20 protein-coding genes and 2 pseudogenes are annotated in these 20,495 nt (G+C 36.1%); 18 read left to right on the top strand and 4 right to left on the bottom strand.

The window, feature by feature from the left end; translation table 11 throughout:
* The first annotated feature begins 2 nt into the window (after positions 1-2).
* The 5 genes from DI487_RS05145 (at position 3) to DI487_RS05165 (ending at position 5,626) form a co-directional block, all read left to right on the top strand.
* Entirely contained in the window at positions 3-1,358 is a 1,356-nt protein-coding gene (locus DI487_RS05145; protein ID WP_170108173.1) for a tetratricopeptide repeat protein, read from the top strand.
* A 1-nt stretch (position 1,359) separates the two neighbouring features.
* A complete protein-coding gene (lptC, locus tag DI487_RS05150; RefSeq protein WP_109568710.1) occupies positions 1,360-1,920 on the top strand; it encodes an LPS export ABC transporter periplasmic protein LptC in 561 nt (186 codons plus the stop codon).
* Between the two features lie 52 nt (positions 1,921-1,972).
* On the top strand, positions 1,973-2,158 hold the full coding sequence (locus DI487_RS05155; RefSeq protein WP_109568711.1) for a hypothetical protein: 186 nt from the start codon (positions 1,973-1,975) through the stop codon (positions 2,156-2,158).
* A gap of 7 nt (positions 2,159-2,165) precedes the next feature.
* Entirely contained in the window at positions 2,166-3,434 is a 1,269-nt protein-coding gene (locus tag DI487_RS05160; protein ID WP_109568712.1) for a hemolysin family protein, read from the top strand.
* 89 nt (positions 3,435-3,523) lie between these two features.
* The gene (locus DI487_RS05165; protein WP_109568713.1) at positions 3,524-5,626 is read left to right on the top strand and encodes a peptidylprolyl isomerase; all 2,103 of its coding nucleotides are present in this window, start codon (positions 3,524-3,526) and stop codon (positions 5,624-5,626) included.
* Between the two features lie 358 nt (positions 5,627-5,984).
* Here DI487_RS05165 and DI487_RS05170 read toward each other — a convergent pair.
* A pseudogene (locus DI487_RS05170) lies at positions 5,985-8,158 on the bottom strand (carboxy terminal-processing peptidase).
* Between the two features lie 390 nt (positions 8,159-8,548).
* Between DI487_RS05170 and DI487_RS05175 the strand changes: the two are divergent.
* The 13 genes and pseudogenes from DI487_RS05175 to DI487_RS05235 all read left to right on the top strand — a co-directional run bounded on the left by DI487_RS05175 (position 8,549) and on the right by DI487_RS05235 (position 18,859).
* Positions 8,549-9,799 carry a site-specific integrase gene (locus DI487_RS05175; protein WP_109568714.1) on the top strand — a complete coding sequence of 417 codons (1,251 nt, stop codon included), beginning with the start codon at positions 8,549-8,551 and terminating at the stop codon, positions 9,797-9,799.
* Positions 9,800-10,256: 457 nt separating this feature from the next.
* Positions 10,257-10,652: a single-stranded DNA-binding protein gene (locus DI487_RS05180; protein WP_109568715.1), complete on the top strand. Its 396-nt coding sequence runs from the start codon at positions 10,257-10,259 to the stop codon at positions 10,650-10,652.
* 45 nt (positions 10,653-10,697) lie between these two features.
* Positions 10,698-11,771 carry a DUF932 domain-containing protein gene (locus tag DI487_RS05185; RefSeq protein ID WP_109568716.1) on the top strand — a complete coding sequence of 358 codons (1,074 nt, stop codon included), beginning with the start codon at positions 10,698-10,700 and terminating at the stop codon, positions 11,769-11,771.
* A 52-nt stretch (positions 11,772-11,823) separates the two neighbouring features.
* On the top strand, positions 11,824-12,030 hold the full coding sequence (locus DI487_RS05190) for a DNA-binding protein (protein ID WP_109568717.1): 207 nt from the start codon (positions 11,824-11,826) through the stop codon (positions 12,028-12,030).
* Between the two features lie 10 nt (positions 12,031-12,040).
* Positions 12,041-12,235 carry a hypothetical protein gene (locus DI487_RS05195; protein WP_109568718.1) on the top strand — a complete coding sequence of 65 codons (195 nt, stop codon included), beginning with the start codon at positions 12,041-12,043 and terminating at the stop codon, positions 12,233-12,235.
* Positions 12,236-12,247: 12 nt separating this feature from the next.
* Entirely contained in the window at positions 12,248-12,859 is a 612-nt protein-coding gene (locus tag DI487_RS05200; RefSeq protein ID WP_109568719.1) for a PRTRC system protein E, read from the top strand.
* Positions 12,860-12,876: 17 nt separating this feature from the next.
* Positions 12,877-13,094: pseudogene (locus DI487_RS05205) on the top strand (PRTRC system protein C).
* Positions 13,095-13,111: 17 nt separating this feature from the next.
* Positions 13,112-14,278: a hypothetical protein gene (locus DI487_RS05210; protein WP_109568720.1), complete on the top strand. Its 1,167-nt coding sequence runs from the start codon at positions 13,112-13,114 to the stop codon at positions 14,276-14,278.
* Entirely contained in the window at positions 14,278-15,000 is a 723-nt protein-coding gene (locus DI487_RS05215) for a PRTRC system protein B (RefSeq protein WP_109568721.1), read from the top strand. Before DI487_RS05210 ends, DI487_RS05215 begins: the two co-directional genes overlap by 1 nt.
* Positions 15,000-15,806, top strand: coding sequence for a PRTRC system ThiF family protein (locus tag DI487_RS05220; RefSeq protein WP_109568722.1), 807 nt, complete (start codon positions 15,000-15,002; stop codon positions 15,804-15,806). The genes DI487_RS05215 and DI487_RS05220 overlap by 1 nt, the downstream gene beginning before the upstream one ends.
* 314 nt (positions 15,807-16,120) lie before the next feature.
* Positions 16,121-17,272 carry a HEPN-associated N-terminal domain-containing protein gene (locus tag DI487_RS05225; RefSeq protein ID WP_109568723.1) on the top strand — a complete coding sequence of 384 codons (1,152 nt, stop codon included), beginning with the start codon at positions 16,121-16,123 and terminating at the stop codon, positions 17,270-17,272.
* On the top strand, positions 17,273-17,848 hold the full coding sequence (locus tag DI487_RS05230) for a hypothetical protein (RefSeq protein ID WP_109568724.1): 576 nt from the start codon (positions 17,273-17,275) through the stop codon (positions 17,846-17,848).
* Between the two features lie 30 nt (positions 17,849-17,878).
* Complete coding sequence (locus DI487_RS05235; RefSeq protein ID WP_109568725.1) at positions 17,879-18,859, top strand: bacteriophage abortive infection AbiH family protein; 981 nt, start codon at positions 17,879-17,881, stop codon at positions 18,857-18,859.
* Here DI487_RS05235 and DI487_RS05240 read toward each other — a convergent pair.
* The 3 genes from DI487_RS05240 to DI487_RS05250 all read right to left on the bottom strand — a co-directional run bounded on the left by DI487_RS05240 (position 18,856) and on the right by DI487_RS05250 (position 20,173).
* A complete protein-coding gene (locus DI487_RS05240) occupies positions 18,856-19,305 on the bottom strand; it encodes a response regulator (protein ID WP_109568726.1) in 450 nt (149 codons plus the stop codon). The two genes, DI487_RS05235 and DI487_RS05240, sit on opposite strands and share 4 nt — an antisense overlap.
* A 276-nt stretch (positions 19,306-19,581) precedes the next feature.
* Entirely contained in the window at positions 19,582-19,881 is a 300-nt protein-coding gene (locus DI487_RS05245; protein ID WP_109568727.1) for a helix-turn-helix domain-containing protein, read from the bottom strand.
* A complete protein-coding gene (locus tag DI487_RS05250; RefSeq protein ID WP_109570614.1) occupies positions 19,862-20,173 on the bottom strand; it encodes a helix-turn-helix domain-containing protein in 312 nt (103 codons plus the stop codon). The genes DI487_RS05245 and DI487_RS05250 overlap by 20 nt, the downstream gene beginning before the upstream one ends.
* Positions 20,174-20,495: the final 322 nt, after the last annotated feature.

Genomic DNA, 20,495 nt, shown 5'->3' on the forward strand with positions numbered 1-20,495 from the left:
AAATGAGAACTAAATTAACTTTATTAGCCCTTGCTTTAAGCGTGTTTTCATTCGCACAAAACGTTGATTGTGCCGAAACTTTAAGCCTTATGGCAACTTCTGTTAAAGCTAAGGATGTAGCAGCTTACGACTATTTAAACAGCTTGAGAAAAGAATGTCCGACTTATGACTACAGAACTTATGCTTATGGTGTATTTGCTATCAAGCAAAAAATTGAAAAAGCAACAAACAACACAGAGAAAGAAACGTATGTTCGTGATCTGTTAAAATTGTATGATGAATACCAACAATATTTCCCGCAAAAAATAAGCGGTGTCGACATGAAGAAAGGATTAGATCTTTTCAATTATGAAGTTGGTACTAAAGAAGAGGTTTTTAATTATTTTGACAAAGCTTTCAAAAATGACTTAGCTAATTTCAATAGTACTAAAGCTTTATACGCTTACTTTGAGATTTTAGTTAACGATCACAAAGCAAACAAAGGTGTTACTTTACAGCAAGTATTTGACAAATATGATGACATCTCTGACAAGTTAAGTGAATTAAAAGAATCTGACTCTAATGATTTAGACAAATTGTTAGAAAAGGAAGAAGCAGGTCAGGCTCTTGACAGCAAAGAAGTAAAAGCTAAAAACAAGTTAGAAGGCAACATTGAAGATATCGGTATTGTTACTTCAAGTATGGATGCTATCATCGTAGAACTTTCTACTTGTGATAAATTAATTCCTTTTTACCAAAAAGGTTTTGAAGCAAACAAATCTAACGAACAATGGTTAAAACGTGCTGCTGACCGTTTAGAGGCAAAAGAGTGCGACTCAGATCCTTTATTCTCTAAAATATCAGAAGCTTTATACCAATTGAATCCAAGTGCTGATGCTGCTTATAAATTAGGTGTTGTGGAAGCTCAGAAGAAAAATACTTCTAAGGCTTTAGAATATTTCAACAAAGCAGCTGATATGTACACTGATAATACTAAAAAAGCTGCTGTATATTACAGAATAGCTACGATGTATTCTAAATCAAATAAAAGTCAGGCCAGAAACTATGCTCGTAAAGCTTTAAAAGTAAAACCTTCTTACGGTAAAGCATATTTATTGATCGCTCAGATTTACGGAAACAGTATTAACGAATGTGGTAATGACCAATTTGAAAAAAGAGCAATGTACTGGTTAGCGGCTCAATATGCTGATAAAGCCGGTGCAGTTGATCCGTCTTTGAAAAGCGCAGCTAACAAAATGGCTTCGGGTTACAGAGCCGCTGCTCCTACAAGAACTGAAATTTTCCAATCAGGAAGAGCAGGACAAAGAATCGCGTTCAACTGTTGGGTTGGTGAAAGCGTTTTAGTGCCAAGCCTATAATATGAAATTATATTTCAGAAATAATATCTTAATCATGGTCACGACACTATTTGTCGTGACTATGTTTTTTTCATGCGAAACTACTTTAAAAGACAAACAGAAATTCAACAAATCATCCTTTTTACCTATTAGTGAAGCAGATTCCATCAATTTGAAGTATACCGATTCCGGCAAAATAAAATCTACTTTACGCAGCCCGAAAATGTTGGATTACAGTCAAATTGAAAATCCTTTTACAGAATTCCCTAAAGGCGTTTTGGTTACTATTTACGATAACCAGAATAATATTACCACCATTAAATCAGATTATGCCATTCGTTACAAAATGACCGACATCATCGACCTACAGGGCAATGTGGTCATCACTTCTTATGATGGTAAAAAAATGGAAACTTCTCAATTGTATTTTGATCAAAAGAATGAATGGTTTTTCACAGAAAAATTCTTCAAATATTCTGACGGGGAAGGCGGTTACCTTCAAGGTCCCGGTGTAGACTTCAGTCGTGATTTTAAAATCTTCAACATGCAAAACAGTAGTGGTGAAGTTACAACCGTAGAATAATCCTTCTTTATTTTATAAAAATATTTAACTACATTTGGTAAAAAAACCAATTATGACTTTTTATAAAATCTTTTATTTTATCTATCTTGTTTTTGCAGGTTTCTTTATCTATGATGCTTATATGAAAATACAAGAAGATAAAAGCCCTTGGCTTAGCATTATCATTGCTTTAGTAGCGATCGGAATGTTTTTGTTCAGAAGGCATTTTTACAACAAATACCAGAATCGCGATAAATAACACATAAATGGAAGTGGTCATAATTATCGTCTGTTTAATACTTTCTGCTTTTTTTTCAGGCATGGAGATCGCCTATGTTTCTTCAAACAAAGTCTTTCTGTCATTAGAGAAAAAGCAAAACAATTTCAACGCTCAGATCTTAGCTAAAATAACGGAAAAACCTTCGCAATTCATCACAGCAATGCTTGTAGGCAACAATGTGGTCTTAGTGATCTACGGAATCTATTCAGGTGACCTGATCATGGATTGGCTTAATTCTTTTTCTATCGGTTTTTCCTCATTTACCAATCTGCTTTTACAGACCCTTATTTCGACTGCGATCATCCTGATCACAGCCGAGTTCTTACCGAAAGTATTCTTTCAGATCTATGCTAATAATTTCATGAAGCTTTTTGCTTTTCCTTCTTATCTGTTTTACCATCTTTTCTATTGGGTTTCCCTTTTCATCATATGGATATCCGATTTCGTTTTAAAAAGATTCTTCAAAACAGAAGGCGATCAGGTTCAGGATTATTTCAGCAAGGTAGAATTAGGAAACTTCATATCAGAACAAATGAACGGCGTAAGCGATGAGGATGAAATTGACTCAGAGATACAGATCTTCCAAAATGCTTTAGAGTTTTCTGATTTAAAAGCCCGGGATATCATGACGCCCCGAACTGAAATTGCGGGTGTCGACATATTGGATTCTGTTGAAGATTTACGCCAATTATTCATAGAAACCGGCTATTCCAAAATTGTGGTCTATCAAAATTCCATTGACGATATTTTAGGTTACGTTCATTCTTTCGAATTGTTTAAAAAACCGAAAACCATTAAATCAGTCATGATCCCTATGGAATTTGTTCCGGAAACGATTTACATAAAAGACCTACTCAATATTTTAACCAAAAAGCGAAAAAGTATGGCCATTATTCTGGACGAATACGGCGGAACTTCAGGTATTGTTACAGTAGAAGATATCATTGAAGAACTTTTTGGTGAAATTGAAGACGAACACGATTTAGACGAAGAGCTGATAGAAGAACAACTGGAAGAAAATATTTATTTATTTTCTGCGCGTTTAGAAGTGGAGATCCTTAACGAAAAGTACAATCTTAACATCCCCGAATCAGACTCATACAGTACTCTCGGAGGGTTTATTGTACACAACACTAAGGAAATACCACAAAATGAAGAAAAGATACAAATCGAAAACTTTGAAATAACCATTCATTCAGCAAGCAATAAAAAAATTGAATTGGTTCGTTTTTGCGTTAAAGAAGAAAAATTATAAAAATTTTAATTGAAATATTATTTTTTCTTTTTTATTATTAAATAGATAATCGTATTTTCGCCCTCTGAAAAAAAGTAAATTGATATAAAATGGCAGTTTTAGGTAAAATTAGACAAAAAACAGGACTACTTATATTCTTAATAGCACTTGCGCTAATCATCTTTGTAGTTCAAGGAGCTTTAGAGAATGGTTTTTTTGGTTCTAATGCAAACAATATCGGTTCTGTAAACGGAACAGATATCGATGCACAAACTTTCATGCGCAAAGTAGCTCAGGTTGAGAAACAAAACCAGAACATGAGCAACACTCAGGCAATGAACAACGTTTGGGAACAGGAATTAAGAGGTATTATCGTAGGTGAACAAGTTGAGAAATTAGGACTTGGCATTGCTGATGACCAATTAATCAACGTTATCAAAACCAACCCTTACTTTTCACAAAATCCGCAATTTTTAAATGCTGCCGGACAATTTGACGAAGCAAAATTCAAAGAATTCGTTAAGTCAATCAAGAACGACCAAAACCAAGATCGTTGGGCTGAATGGCAAAATTTTGAAAATGAGGTAGAAAAATCTGCAATTGAGCAATTGTATTTTAACCTGATCAAAGGAAGTATCTATACTACCAAAGCAGAAGGAAAATTCAAACATGTTGCTGAAAATAAAAAAGTAGATTTTGAATATGTTACTGTACCTTACAACACGATCAATAATGACGAAGTAAAAGTTTCAGACGATGAGATCATTGCTTACATGAAAGAGCACCCGAAACAATACAAGTCTGATGCTACAAGAGCTATTGATTATGTTTTATTTGAAAACAAAGCTTCTAAAGAAGACGAAGATCTTGTGGGGAAAACCATTAACGAGGTTCTATACGGAAATGTTGAATTCAACAAAAAAACTCAAAAGAACGACACTATTCCTGCATTCAAGGATGTAGTAAATGTTGCTGAGTTTGTAAACAAATATTCAGACATTAAATTTGATTCTACTTATTTAGCTAAAAAAGAATTACCTCTTGACTATCAGGAGCAATTATTCAATTTAGGAAAAGGTGAAGTATTCGGACCTTATTTGTTTAGCAATCACCAATGTGTTTCAAGAATGTTAGACAGAAAGCCTAATGCAAGCGCAAAAGCAAGTCACATTCTGATCAGTTTTGAAGGAGCTGAACGTTCGACTGCTACCCGAACTAAAGATGAGGCTCAGGCATTAGCAAACGAATTATTAGTTAAAGTAAAAGCTAACCCTAATGAATTTGCTTCTCTGGCTGCTGCTAACAGTGATGATCCGGGTTCTAAAAACAACGGAGGTGTTTATGACAATATTGCACCGGGGCAAATGGTTCCTACTTTCAATGATTTTGTTTTCAACAACCCTGTAGGTACTACCGGTATAGTTGAAACTGATTTCGGTTTCCACGTGATTAAGGTATTAGACAAATACGATGCTGTTCTATTAGCAACTGTAGCACAAAGTATAGAGCCTTCAGAAACAACTATTGACGCTATCTACACTAAAGCAAGTAAATTTGAAGCTTTAGCCAATGAAAAGAAATTTGACGAAGCAGCTAAAGAAGTTGAAGCTACTATTGTTCCTGCATCTAACTTAAAAGCTTCAGACGAATATGTAGCCGGTTTAGGCGCACAAAGAGAAATTGTTCGTTGGGCTTTTAACGATGACACCAACAATGGTGATGTAAGACGTTTTGATGTACCACAAGGTTATGTTGTAGCTGTTTTAAAAGACAAAAACGAAACCGGTTTATTATCAATCGATGTGGCAAGACAATCTGTTGGAAACATCTTAATGAATAAGAAAAAGGCAGAGATCATCAAGAAAAAAATGTCAGGAGCTACTTTAGAAGACGTTTCTAAAGCTACCGGATCATCTATGATTTTAGCTTCAGGTGTTGCTACTTCAAGTCCTTTTATTCCGAACATCGGTAGTGAGCCGAAAGTTATCGGAACTGCATTTGATCTTGAAGCCGGTAAAACATCTAAATTAATCGATGGTAACACAGGTGTTTTCATGATCCGAACTAAGAGTATAACTGATGCTCCGGAGGCTGCAAATGTTAATTCGTATGTAGAAACCGAGCTTACTCAACAACAAAATGCTGCACAAATGAGAGCTTATCAAGCACTTAAAGAAAAAGCTAAAATTGAAGACGAAAGAGCACGATTTTAATCTCTCTTTTTAAATAAATCATACTAAAAAAGGAATCGATAATTCGATTCCTTTTTTTATGCACCTCAATGTCTTTTTTTAAAGAAAATCAAATACCAAATCCTTTTTCTTCAAAACAAATCTTACTACTCAAAAACAGTATTATACACAGCAAATCATTAATATTTTCCTTATACCATCCTTTCATTTGAGTGCCATCTTCAAAAAACCATTAATAAGCTTTTCTATTCTGAAAAAGCAGGTATTCTCAACACCTTTACTTCTTCTAGCACAATTATTCTTATTCGGCTTAAAACACCTTTATACAGTACAAAAAAAGGAGCTTTAAGCTCCTTTTCTATATTACCTTATTATTTCTTTAGTCAACTCTTGAAAATTTATTTTTCTTTTGATTAACACTAGCTGTTTTTTGACTGTATAAATTCGTTTTTATATCACTTAATACATTCAATGCTTCATCTATATAAACATCTTTTTGCATTTCCTCGTGCCAACGATTACGTTTTTCCTGAAGCACCGTATCTTTTGCAACAGCTTCAACTTCGTAAGGCAAAGACTCAAATGCTAAATGATTAGTATAATTTGATATCGGTTTGAATTTTTTCAAGATAGCATCAGTCTTTTCTTCTTCTTTTTCATATTTTTTCAGATTCAGATCAAACTCATTGTCATCTTTTCTTTCAAAGATCCATTTTGCATTCTCATCAATTAATTTGAATTGGGCATTTTGAGCAACTCTGGCTTTACTTCTGTTAATAATAGGCTCAAAAGTATTAAACACCTCTTGGTAATCGGCCGGATCAATTTTATCCCAAGGTAATGCGTATTTTTCATCGCGCTCACCCATATCTAAATACCCAAATCTATCCGGTAACACTACATCACTTAAAACCCCTTCTCTTTGCGTTGAGCCCCGTTAATTCTATAAAATTTCTGAGTCGTCGTTTTCAAAGCACCTAAGTCACCATAAGAATTCCCTCTGACAAACTGATTCAAATCAATAACATTTTGCACAGTTCCTTTACCATAAGTGTGCTTACTACCGATAACGATTCCTCTTTTGTAATCCTGAATAGCTGCTGCAAAAATCTCTGATGCAGAAGCTGAAAAATTATCTACCATCACAACCAAAGGACCATCCCATTGCACTTGCGGATCTTTATCGAATAAAACATCTTGTTTTCTGTTGGCTGACTTTACCTGAACAACCGGTCCTTCTTTGATAAACAATCCGGTCATATTTACAACCGTTTCCAGCGAACCTCCTCCGTTTCCTCTCAGATCCATAACAATTCCTTGCACCCCTTGCTCTTTCAATCGTTCAATTTCTAAAGCAACATCTTTAAAAGCATCTCTCTCTGCTTTGTTATCAAAACTGATGTAGAATTTTGGCAAATAGATAATTCCGAATTTTTTTCCGTCTTTTTCTACGGTAGATGACTTGGCAAAAGTTTCTTCTGTTTCCACTTCGTCTCTTATAATAGAAATAACTTCTATAGTTCCATCTACTTTTTTAACGGTTAAACGCACCTCAGTCCCTTTAGGCCCTTTTATCTTTTTCACTACATCATCCAAACGCATTCCGGCAATATCCAGAGGTTCTTCATCAGCTTGTCCTACTTTAAGAATCACATCACCGGCTTCTAATTCTTTTCCTCTCCATGCCGGTCCGCCTGAGATTAATTCCGAAACCTCAACAGCATCATTTTTCTTTTGCAATCTGGCACCGATCCCCTCAAATTTTCCACTCATACTGATATCGAACTTATCTTTATCATCCGGTGAAAAATAGAATGTATGCGGATCAAAACGCTCCACGATTGAGTTTAAGAAAATAGAGAACCAGTCGTTTCTATCTAATTCTTTCTGGATAAAGTTGAAATAATCATTTAAAGATTTTTCAGAACTTTCTCTGGCTTCTTTTTCTAACACTTTAAAAGGTTTCTTTTCGTAGGTACTGTCCTTTTTAAACTTCTCTTCTTCTAATTTTTCCTTATCTGTTACCGTTGACAAAACAGAAAGTTTTAATTGCTTTCTCCATCTGTCTTTTAACTCCTTCTCATTTTTAACATAAGGCAGGTGATCATAATCTACATTAATCGTCTCTTCTTTAGAAAAATCGAATGGTTTACTCAATATTTCATCGTATATAGCTCTTGATTCTTCAATTCTTTTTAACAAACGATTATTCGTCAAGTCAAAAAAGGTAAGATCTTTATCACGAATCAAATCGTCAATTTTATCCTGATATTTTGAAAATTCATCAATATCCGACTGTAAAAAGAAACGCTTAGTAGGATCAACCCCATCAATATATTTAGTATATACGTCTTTCGAAAAATCATCATCCATAGCGATCGGACTATAATGCCCTTTTTCTAAAATGAACGACAATAATTCCAATAAAAGTTTATCTTTTTCAGGGTCTTCTACTTTTTTAGAAGGCATAAAACTCCATAGCACGGCTGAAATTACCGTAACGAACAAAATAATCTTATAATTTCTCTTCATAAATTCAAAAATTCTTTTCATTGAAAATTTTTAACTAAGTTACATAAAAAACCATGCCACTACATTGCAAGGTACGATAATTTTTTGTTAAAGCCTCCCTACTAATGGGGCATGAATACTATTATTGAGCGAATTTTAATTATTTTAGCAAAAAAAGGTTAGTAAAAAGCAAAAATAAGCAAAACGGTTAAAACCGTTGTTATACAAAGCTTTGTAAAATTGTAGTCTTAGTTTGGAACTCGGTGTCTGATAGGTTTTGTGCTTAAAATGACAAGGTTAGGTTACTAATTCGTTACCGATTGACAACGGTAACAATACAACTTAACTGATTATACTTCAGTCTTTTGCTCTGTTTTCTCTATTTCCTTGTAACTCAATGTAATTTAATTTTAAACATTAAACATTCGAGTTATGGAGCAGACAAAAAAATCGACGTTCAAACTGCTTTTCTATCTGAAAAAGAACGAACTGAAAAAGAATGGTAACGCCCCAATTATGGCACGTATTACCATTGATGGAACACCTAAAACTTTGGGAACAAAGTTAGAAATTGACCCTAATAATTGGGATTTAAAATACGGAAGAGTTGAGGGCAAAAGTGCCACAGCTTTGAGCATTAACAAAAAACTGGACAATATACGAGGGCGTATTGACAAGATATATGAAGATATGCTGAAGCACGAGGGCTTTGCTACTGCCCAAAAAGTAAAATTATCTTTTTTGGGTGTAGGTGTAATGGATGATGCAATACTAAAAGTCTTTAACGACCAAAATGAAGATTTTAAAAAATTGGTTGAAAAGGAAGAACGCTCCCAGAGTACCTATAATAAATATATCACTGTTTACAATCATCTTACCACATTTATAAAAGAGCGTTATCATCGTGATGATATGGCTTTTCGGGAATTGACTGCCGACTTTATTCGTGAGTTTGATTTTTATCTTCGATATGATTTACAGTCCTCTCATAATACGGTCTGGGTTTACACAATGCCTGTATTAAGTCTGGTTGAATTGGCTATTAAGAAAGGTTTGATACGTGATAATCCGTTTCAGGATTATGAAATTAGTATGGAAGAAACCGACAGAGGGTACATTCTTAAAGAAGATGTTGAAAGATTTATGCTATGCGTACCATCGCACCCACGCTATGAACTTGTAAAAGACCTTTTTATTTTCAGTTGCTTTACCGGACTTGCATACGCAGATATTAAAAAATTGACAAGAAACAATATTCAATCATTCTTTGATGGACATCAGTGGATTATCAGCAAGAGGAAAAAATCAGATGTTGCATCCAATGTTCGACTAATGGAAATACCAAAACGCATCATTGAAAAATATCAGGGCACAACAAGAAATGAATTTATCTTCCCCGTTCCGACCAATGCAACCTGTAATACCCACGTAGGTAAATTGATTGGAAAAGCAGAAATTATTACAGAACAAAAAGTAACCTTTCATACGGCAAGACATACTTTTGGAACAATGTTCTTGACCGAGGGTGTACCACTTGAAAGCCTTAGCAAAATGATGGGACATAAAAATATTGCTACTACTCAGATTTATGCTAAAATCACAAGCCAGAAAATCAGTAAGGATATGGACTTAGTTGCCCCAAAATTTCAAGCTATGGAAGAAGCATTTTTAACAGCAATCTGATTAATCTTTATTACTTCATAAGCGAGCAGAACTTAACGGTTCTGCTTTTTTTATGCCCTCATTAATCCATTTTCAAATCTCTATCACAGGCTTTCATAGCCTGGTCATTTATTCTAAAAGGTTTATTAGATAATAAATTTTCCACAATCAACCGGTAAAAAGGCAGCTAAGTTATAGCGGGCTGCCATCGCACCTCCCCAACCAAAAGACTACGGCATAATGGCAAGGCAAAATGATGGCTTCGCCGGTTGTAGTGTGTTGCCTTGCCACCCTCCGGGACTTATTCCGTTTCCTTTTGGTTTTTCCGCATAGCCCGCTTGGATTATCTGCTTTCTTTTTTCCGGTTTTTCTTTTGGAAAAATGATTTGCGAAGCGAAGCGGAGAAAGCCACTAACAGGGAGCAGGAAGCGAAGAAAGCGAACGTAACAAAATGTAAAACTTTTAAAACAGGACGATTATGAACATCATAGGAAGACTGACAAAAGATGCGGAAGTACGCACATTGTCGAACGAAAAACAGGTAGTAAACTTCTCAGTTGCGACCAACGAAAGCTACCGTAACAAACAGGGCGAACGTGTAGAGCAAACAACCTATTTCGATTGTGCCTACTGGCTATCGGCAAAAGTAGCAAACCTGCTTACAAAAGGCACATTGGTAGAACTCACGGGCAGGGTAAGCACAAGGGCGTGGATAGGCAAAGACGGCGAAGCACGTTCGGGGCTAAACTTCAATACCTCACAAATCAAATTACACGGAGGTAGCAAGAAAGTAGAAACCGTACAGGCTACTGCTGCACAATCTGAAAGCAACGGATTTACAGCGCAGGGAGTAAATGACGACCTCCCATTTTAACAACTAACATTCAATCATTTTTTAACTATCAAAATTTCAAACATTATGGCACATAATATCAATTTCAACGAGAGAACAGGACGTTATTCATTCTTTAGCGTTCAACAAAAAGCGTGGCACGGTTTAGGGCAAATCGTGGAGCAATACCCAACAAGCGAAGAAGCTATTATACACGCAGGGTTAGATTATGAGGTCGAAAAATCCCCTCTATTTACCAAAGGTTCGGGCATTATCGAAACTGCCAACGGCATAGAGATAGGCAGTAGCGAATTAGCTGTACCTAACTATTTCGCCAACATACGCACCGATAACAATGCAGTATTGGGCGTAGTCGGCAAGGATTACCACATTGTACAAAACCGTGAAGCCTTTAATTTCTTTGATGCTATTGTAGGTGGTGGCGAGGGCATTCTATATGAAACCGCAGGAGCGTTAGGCAACGGAGAACGCATTTTTATCACAGCGAAACTACCCGACTATATCCGTGTAGGCAATGGCGATGATGTAACGGAAAAGTACATTTTCTTAACCACTTCGCACGATGGTAGCGGAAGTATCACAGCCGCATTTACTCCTATCAGGATTGTATGCCAAAACACACTGAATGCCTCACTACGCAGTATGACCAATGTAGTTCGTATCAAACACACTTCGGGAGCAAAACAACGTATCGAGAACGCCCACAAGATTATGGGACTTGCCAATACTTTGAGCAACCAATTAGAGGGTATTTTCAACGAGTGGACAAAAGTAAAAGTGAATGACCGAGAAGTAAGAAAGCTAATCCAGTTGGCACTTTGCCCAAACAAGGAAACGCTTGACCTTATCAAAAAAGGTGCAGACGATGAAATTTCCACCGTGTTCAAAAACACCGTTGAAGACGCATTTGCATACGCTATGATAAGCGACACACAGCAAATGGATACCACCAAAGGTACATTGTTCGGAGCTTATAACGCTGTTACAGGCTACTATCAGAACGTAAGAAATTATAAGAATGATGAAGCCAAATTACAGAGCATTGTATTGGGTGGAACTGCACAACTCAAATCACAGAAAGCATTTGAATTATGTACTGCATTTGCTTTGGACGGTGCGGAAATCCTAAACCTTAATTAAATAATAACAGGCTACCGCCTTAAACGGTGGTAGCCTACTATAAAAAATCAATATGGAAGCGAATACAATAGAAGAAGCAAAAAATCTGGCTAAAGCACAGAGCCTTGAAAAGAAGCACATAGACGAAACCATACACATTATTTACTGCAATAGAACAGAAAAATTCTATGTAGATACTAACGGTTTAATACGCCTTTGGGAACAATCATTCGGCTACTATGTAAATGGGATTTATACCTCCGAAAAATTAAACTCTTAACAGCAAAGCAATGTACATCACAGATTTAAACGGTTGCCTAATTGAAGTAACAGACCTTGACGAAGCCATAAGAATAACGGCAGACTACAAGGAATACAGGCATAAGGATAAAAGTTTTTCGGAGTTTGACAAAAGGCAAAAAGCCTATTGGGTGGATATGTACGAGAAACTGACAGCAATCAAAGAACAAGTAACAACACATTAAAATTTAAGAGCAATGAACACAAATTTTTTCAATCAAATACAGCAATTGGATTTTACAGGAGTATTGCAACTGAACATTTCTAAGGGAGTAGAAAATAACCTAATTGTATCGATTATTCTCAACAATGAGCAATGCGGAGATAGTGCCAAAAACCTCATTCCCCCATTGACATTTAACGCCACGCCCCAAGAGTTTGACGAGGGATTTTTTCAGCAGATAACCGCACCTATACAAACCGTTTCGGGTTTAATGGTCGATATGGAAGCCTTTATGAAGCAAATGGAAGCAGTCAAAATGCAATCCGAAATGGAGAAGCAGAAAGCCGAGAAAGCCAAAAAGGAAAAAGAAGCCAAAGACAAGAAATACAAAGACGGTATGGCAAAGGTGGACGAGCTGGAGAAAGAGGGCAAATTCCGTGAAGCGTGGATGAAAGTACCTGACATTACGGAGTTTCCCGAAAAAGCAGATGAGATACGCAAACGCAAAACATCATTGTCCGACAAGTTTGCAACACCGAGCCTTTTCGGAGCAATGGAAGAACCAACCGCAGAGCCACTACAAACGGTAGAAGCTACTGCCGATTATCCCATTGATGAAGCAGACGAGAACGAAGAACAGTATTAACCCTTAAAATCGAATTTATGTTATTAGCAACAGTATTACCGAGAGTTTTTATACTCAAAGATAAAGGACAGGAAATCACATTGACCGACCCGAAACAGGTTGGAGCGTGGAAGCAGTAATGAATTTTTACGCCAATATGTACCCGATTTTGACAACTGCAAAGGTATCAGCACCGAAGATTAAGGACGATGCAGTCGAGTACAGATTTGAAAGCGTAATGGGGACAAAAGGATAATTTAAAACCGTAAAGCAATGAACTATGCAACGCAACAAAATATCGGGAACAATCCATATACCCGAACAGCAAAGGCAACAGAAGTTGCACCGACAGTTGGGCGAGTTCGCACAATGGATGCAAAGACCAAAAGACGCAGACCAAGTACAAAAAGACAAACGGAAATCCGTACCGATAGCAATGCTACCAATGGTTTTTTAAAATGTACGTTTCTGCCTAAATTGAAAACAGCACAATCTGTACAGGCTTGTAAGAAATCGGAAAGGGATTTTTATCAGTCCCTTTCCAAACTTGCCGAGCATTACAGCATTGAGCCAATGCCAACCCAACAGGATTACGGTTATCCCTACAATATGGTACTGGCTATGTGGGATATGGACACTAAAATGAAACGAAGCCTTAGAAATTGGGACGGTTTTAAATTGATACTGGACAGTAAGAAAACCTTTTTAACGAGTGAGGAAAGATACGACACAGGTACAACGCTGTTTTACATTCCTATTGTTCCACTCTTTGAAATGTTGCACGACAAACAGCGAAAACACACCGCACATTTACTGACTTCGGTTTGCAGTTATCTGTACCATATTGCCCGAATACCGTATTACAGACAGGAGGACAGTTATTTGTATTGGCTGTATGAAACGCATAAAGATTGGATAGATAATGACGATGAAACGGAAGAAACCGAAAGTTATAAAAATGAATTGAGGAAAGCGGAAACCATTGGCGACAAGATTGAGCAGAAGTTATACAACCGTATCAATCTAACGGTATTTGAACAGCGTTTAAGCCGTTTTAAAAGCCGTGATACATTTGACCACGAATGTTGGAACGTGGCTTGTAATGCCTTTGCTCTTTACACGGAATACCCGACAGCAAGTATTTTCCGAAACGCACCAATGCCCGAACAAGACCCCTATACCGATGATTGCGAAAACGAAGTTATCGGAATGGAAAAGTATATTTCCTTTATCGCAGATACTAAAGGTTGGTTGTATGAAAGCGTTAAAGACAGCATCAACAACGAGTTTAACGAGTGCGGAGTATTGGAAGAACCGACCATTAGCAAAGCCTTTGACGGCAAGAAAATATCGGTTGGAAACCTTGATTTTGAGAACCGAATGTTTGAACTATTGGACGACCTTTCATACCTATTGAATAATTATAAAACCACAGAATAATGAACAATGCAACCGACATAACAGCAAATTTCGGAACGCTTTATTTTCCTAAATCAGCATTGGTTTTTTACGAAACCAACAGCACAGAGAAAGAAACCTATGTAGAGCATTTCGATATGGATAAGGATGGCAACCCTATCAATGCCCACCCATTGACCGTAAAAGAAGCCAATGTTTTGGCAAAGTGTTTACAGACCGATGAAGAAAAGAACACCGCCTTTTTAAAGTCAAAAGGAATTTTGCCTACCAATGTTCTGCATATCAATCCGAACCTTGATAAAGGCACTGTGCTATGGTACACCAAAGCACAGCAAAGGCAACTGTATTTTGTGGACGGTTTGGACATTCCCAACGGAATGGCACAAGTACCTGCAATGCTTTGGTTAGCGAGTAAAAGCAGTCTGACTGTATTTGCTTTGGCAAACGACAGAAGACCCACCGAGAAAACACCTTTGCATTACGCCCCATTTTTCAATATCTACGAAAAAGGCAACGTATGTATGGGAACAGTAAGCATTGACATTAAAAATTCGGCTTCGGTTGAAGAATTTATACAGGCTTGGGAGCATTATTTTTTCAATTCTTATTTCAGCCATTCATTGTGCGAGAACTTGACCAAAAAGAACATCGTAACCCTTTGGAAAGACCTTGTTCATACAAACAAACCCTTTCCGAAAGAAGCATTAAAAAAGAACAGTAAAACCCTTAAAAATCTATTGTGATGAATAACGAGAAAACAAAAATACATTTCACAGATAACTATCTGTTAAACCCAACCAACCCGATTACAGTAAACCTTATCGGAGCAGGTGGCACAGGCTCAAAAGTATTGACAGCCTTGTTAGAGATAAACGAAAGTCTGACGGCTTTGGGACACGCAGGATTGTCCGTAAGGTTGTGGGATGATGATATTATCACGACTGCAAATTTAGGCAGACAGCGTTTTTTTGAAAGTGAAACAGGATTGTATAAATCCGTTGCTTTAATTAACCGTGTAAACCGTTGTATCGGTACGAATTGGAAAGCCGAGAACCGAAAATTTGAAAAGGATAATTTCGGACAGATACCCGAAGAAGCACAGGCGACCATTACAATTACTTGCGTAGATAATGTACAGGCAAGGTTTGGTGTTGCTGAAATACTGAAAGCATTAAGCAACCGCAGAAATTACCGAGATACCCCAAAGTATTGGCTGGATTTCGGCAATAGCCAAAATACAGGACAAGTGCTGTTATCTACAATCGGGGAAATTAAACAACCCAACTCAGAAAAGTACCAAACGGTGGCAAGCCTGCCATTTGTTACAGAAGAATTTGGCGAATTGCTGATGCAATCCGAACAAGAGGACAACACACCAAGTTGCTCACTTGCCGAAGCATTGGAACATCAAGATTTGTTTATCAATTCATCATTGACACAAATGGGTTGCTCCTTATTGTGGAATTTGTTTCGCAGGGGAATGACCGAATACAAAGGTTTTTTTCACAATCTGAAAGGCTTCCGAACCCACCCGATAAAAATCGCCTGACCCGAAAAGTCGGGCGGCAAAAAGACAGATCCTCCCGATGGTCGGGCAGTCTTTTTGCTTTAGATAGGTGCAACTCCATTGCCAAAATGCACCACACACAATTCCTTCTTCTTCATTTTAGCAAACAGGTTGCAGCATTATTGCGTGGGATATTCTTTATCCCATTTTTTGTATCATAACAACTTCTTTTCTTTCTACATAAGCGACCAAAGAAAAGAAGCAAAAGAACGTCGCTATATTGGTTTTGATTTCGATTATGGGAGTAGAAGCACTTTTTTAAATTCACTAAATTTGTATTCTAACAAATCAGATATATGGGAGGTGTAAAACAGAGGTGGCTTGAATTGGAAAGTAGAAATTTAAGTAGTATTCCAGATAAGAACATTTGTATCAAGCATTTTGAAGACAAAAGTATTAACCGTTTCATTAAAAAAAACTATCAAGATGGCTTTTGCGATTATTGTGGCAAGGAATTAAAAGTCGTTCCCCTTGAAGATTTAATGGAATTTATTATGGATGGAATTTCAAATTTCTACGAAGATGCTGCCAATTTTATGAGTTACAATTCAAGAGAGGGCGGTTATCTTGGAGAAATTTATACTCCTGACGAACTCATTCAAGAACACATCGAATTAAACGCTGAGCCGTTTGAAGTTATAGAAGACATCGTTAACTCAATTGAAGATATTGCTTGGGCTCAACCGGACTTGTATTATGACAATATTAAAGATGATTTAGAATTTCAGTGGAAATACTTTAAGGATATTATTAAACATAAATCCCGTTATCTTTTTTCGTCTGGAGATAGTGACCAACCTAAAGCATTACACATATTACAAGAGGTTGGCAAGCTAATATCAAAATTAAATATAATAAGGGAAATCCCGGCAGGAACAAAACTTTATCGTTGCAGACAGCACGACTTCAAAACACATTTTACTGAATTTGACGAAATTTCGGCTCCACCAAATAAAAAAGCAATTTATCCGAATAGGTTTAGTCCTTCAGGAATATCAATGTTTTATTCTGCGTTTGATATTGATACAGCAATTTTGGAAACAATAAGCAGGACAGATAAATACAAAAAGTATGTTACGATTGCAGAATTTGAAACATTAGAAAATCAGATTGTTGTTGATTTTAATAAGTTGCCTAAAATCCCAAGCATTTTCGGAATTAGAGATAAGAAACGATACTACCTTATCTTATTCCTTTACTCATTTGTAAGAGATATAACTCAACAAATTACTAAAGATGGAAAAGAGCATACCGAATATGTTCCAACGCAAGTTGTGACTGAATTTTTAAGGTATCCATTTAATAAAAATAGAAAGAATAAAATATCGGGAATTATTTACCCCTCTTCACAAAATAGAAATCAGAAATCGGCAGTGTTTTTTTGGGATGACGAATTAAGTAAAGAAAAGGTAAAATTGAATAAATTAGAACGGAGGAAAATCATTTAAATGAAAATTGACACAAAAGACATCGTAAAGCAATCTGAAAAATTCGCATTAAATGTAGCTGACCAAATTTCTAAAATTACGGTTCAACCATTTTGTGAAATATCTTTTCATTCCTTGCAGTTTAGAGATAAAGCAACACTAAAAAAGCACATAGATAAAATACCCAAAAGTGATAATCCACTTATCTATATATTACGAGTTCAGTCCCCAAAAAAGGTAAAAAGATTAATTGAATATTTTGAAAACTATCATTCTGCAAACAAGCTAAAAACAAAGAATAAAGATAGAGTTAATCTTTCCCGATACAACAAAACTTCATCGGATGTATTATACGTTGGAAGCTCAACAACAGATTTCAGGACAAGAATTAAAAATCATCTTGGTACAGAGGGAACGAGAGTTTATAGTTTACATTTATGCAAGTGGGACAATTGTTTAGAATATGATTTGAATATTTTTGCATACGAAGTCATTTCGGAAAGTAATGAAACTATCGAGCGTTTCATTGTCGAAATTCTTGAACAGCAGTTTTGGGATAAACTAAGCCCAATATTTGGCAAACGCAGTGGTTTATAAACCTACAAGAATAAATTGAGCAACTGAATTATGAAAACATTATACATTATCGGTAATGGATTTGACATCCATCATAGATTAGACACAAGATATCAAAGTTTTGCAAACTACTTGGCTGAAAATGACAGCGAAGTCTATGACCTTTTATTAAATTATTATGGACTTCCTGATATTACAAACCCCGAATTGACAGATGAAGAATATGCGTTATGGTCAAGATTTGAGCAAGCGTTAGCTGATTTAGATTACTTAACAGTATTGGACGATAATTCTGACCTAATTGCTCGCCCTGGTGCTGAGGATTTTCGAGATAGAGATTGGCATAGTTATCAGATAGAGATGGAAGAAATCATCAAAGATTTAACTACAACTCTGATTAACGACTTTAATAATTTTATCCTTGAAGTTGAATACGAAAATATTCCAAAAGACATACTAATTGACTTGGAAGATGATAGTCATTTTTTAAACTTCAATTACACTGAAACATTACAAGAAAGCTACAATATTCCCGAGGAGCGAATAACCTATATTCATAACAGAGCCAATGCAGACAACTGTACACTAATTTTAGGACACGGAACCGACCCATCGAATTTTATTGAGAAAGAAGAAGAACCGCCACAAGGTTTAAGCGAAGAAGAACTCTATGAATGGCGTGAGCAAAAGGCTGATGAATATGACTTTTCTTATGAAAGTGCTAAACAAGAAATACTATCTTATTATACAAAGGCATTTAAAAATACAACTTCAATTATAGAACACAATATTGATTTTTTTACAAATCTTACGGAGGTTGAAAAAGTTATTGTTTTGGGACATTCCATTTCAGAAGTTGATTTAAAATATTTTGAAATATTAAAAGCCAAACTAAATGAAAATGTAATTTGGAATGTTTCATATTATAGTGAGCTTGAAAAGCAAGCACACAAGGAAACATTGTTGCAACTTGGAATAAATGATAACAATATTATTCAAATAAAAATTACAGATTTAAAAAAGCAGCTTTAATTATCAGTAAAGTATTCTTGTGCAATTTTTGCTATTCCCACACTAAAATATCTACCGCCATTGATAATAACTTCAATGGCTTTTTTAAAATCGTCTGTATCGCTACCGATAAGCAGATAACTTTCAAAGCCAATTTCTAAGACGGCTTTTACCGTTTTATCTACATCAATATCACTATAGGCAATAAGTTTAATGTTTGGATATTTTGTCCTTAATTCCCGAAGCTGGGTAAGCACAATCATATCGTGAAAATCAAGGTCAATAATAAAGACTTTGGGAAGTGTCTTTAAAGAGGATAATTGAGATATTCCGTCCTCAATGTTTTCCGAACGAAACAATACATTAATTCCTGAAGCAACGAGGTCGTTGTTGGTCAAATCCAAAATTGGGCTTTTATCATTGATAAAGGCAATGCTGGTTTGGTCGAGATTGTTTACAGTTTCCATAACTATCAATTTTTAAAGTTAGTGGCAGACTGCACTAAAAAAGAAGGCGCAGGCAACTACACTTATTGGCATTAAGGCACTGGTACGCCTGACCCCCAAATAAGCGAGCGCCCACGCCTGTGACGTGAGCGTTCTTACTTATCTGTTCCGGGTTTTAAAAATTACCAGTTTCTAATGCGGAACCTAAAGCAAAAACACTTTAAGATTTTCTATATTTTCAGATGCAAAGATACTAAACTCGTTCCGATGCCGGAACATAATAAGTGTAAAAAATGGTTATACTGTGTTGGGCTTATTGGATATATAGTTCTGTTCCAAAATTTTCAGAATATCACTTTCCTTATAGATTATTTTGCCCCCAATCTGGATAAATGGCAGGATATTATCATCACGGTATTGTTGTAAAGTTCGTTTGCTGATATGTAGCAATCCGCACATATCTTCGCCCGAAAGGTAAATTTCTCCGTTCATTACAGGACGGTAGTTTTTCAATATTTCTTCAATACGGCTTCGCAACCGTGTTATCATTTCCTGATAGGCGATGATTTCTTCGGCTTCATTCGTAAGTAAATCCATTGTCATTTGTATTGTACGGCTGTCCGGCTTCGAGCAAAGCCTGCACATCCGAAAGTTTATAGTAATTCTTGCGGTTCAGTTTGGAGTAAGGCAGTATGCCTTTATCCTTGTAGCTTTGTAAAGTCCGTTTAGTAATGTTCATCATCAGGCACACCTCCTGGTTATCGAGCCATTGTTCTTCTTTGAAAATCGAGGTATATTTATGAGTAGCATTTTCGGTCAGTTCCAAAAGCTCCTTTATATCATTCTTCATTCCGTCCAATGCGGATTTTTGCACTGCAATAACTTCCATAGTTTGCATTATTTTTCTGTGGAAGTCGAATTTATAAAGGCTTTTTGTGCGGTTGGGAAAGGTTGCGCCCGTTGGCTTTGAAAGGCAGTATTTGGCAGTTTACTTTTGTCTTAAATAAAAAAATCGGATAGTTATTTAAGCTATCCGATTTGATATTGTTCATTCACAATTTAAGGAAAATACTTTTTTAATTTCTCCGGTATTTCTACATTATTAGATTGTAAAATACTTTTATATTCATTGGTAATGGTACTTCCTTCAATAAATATATTATTAAATCTTTCCAATAACCAATCAGAATTATCTCGTTGATTATAATGCT

This window comes from Flavobacterium sediminis, from assembly GCF_003148385.1.
In the GTDB taxonomy this organism is placed as follows: Bacteria; Bacteroidota; Bacteroidia; order Flavobacteriales; family Flavobacteriaceae; genus Flavobacterium; species Flavobacterium sediminis.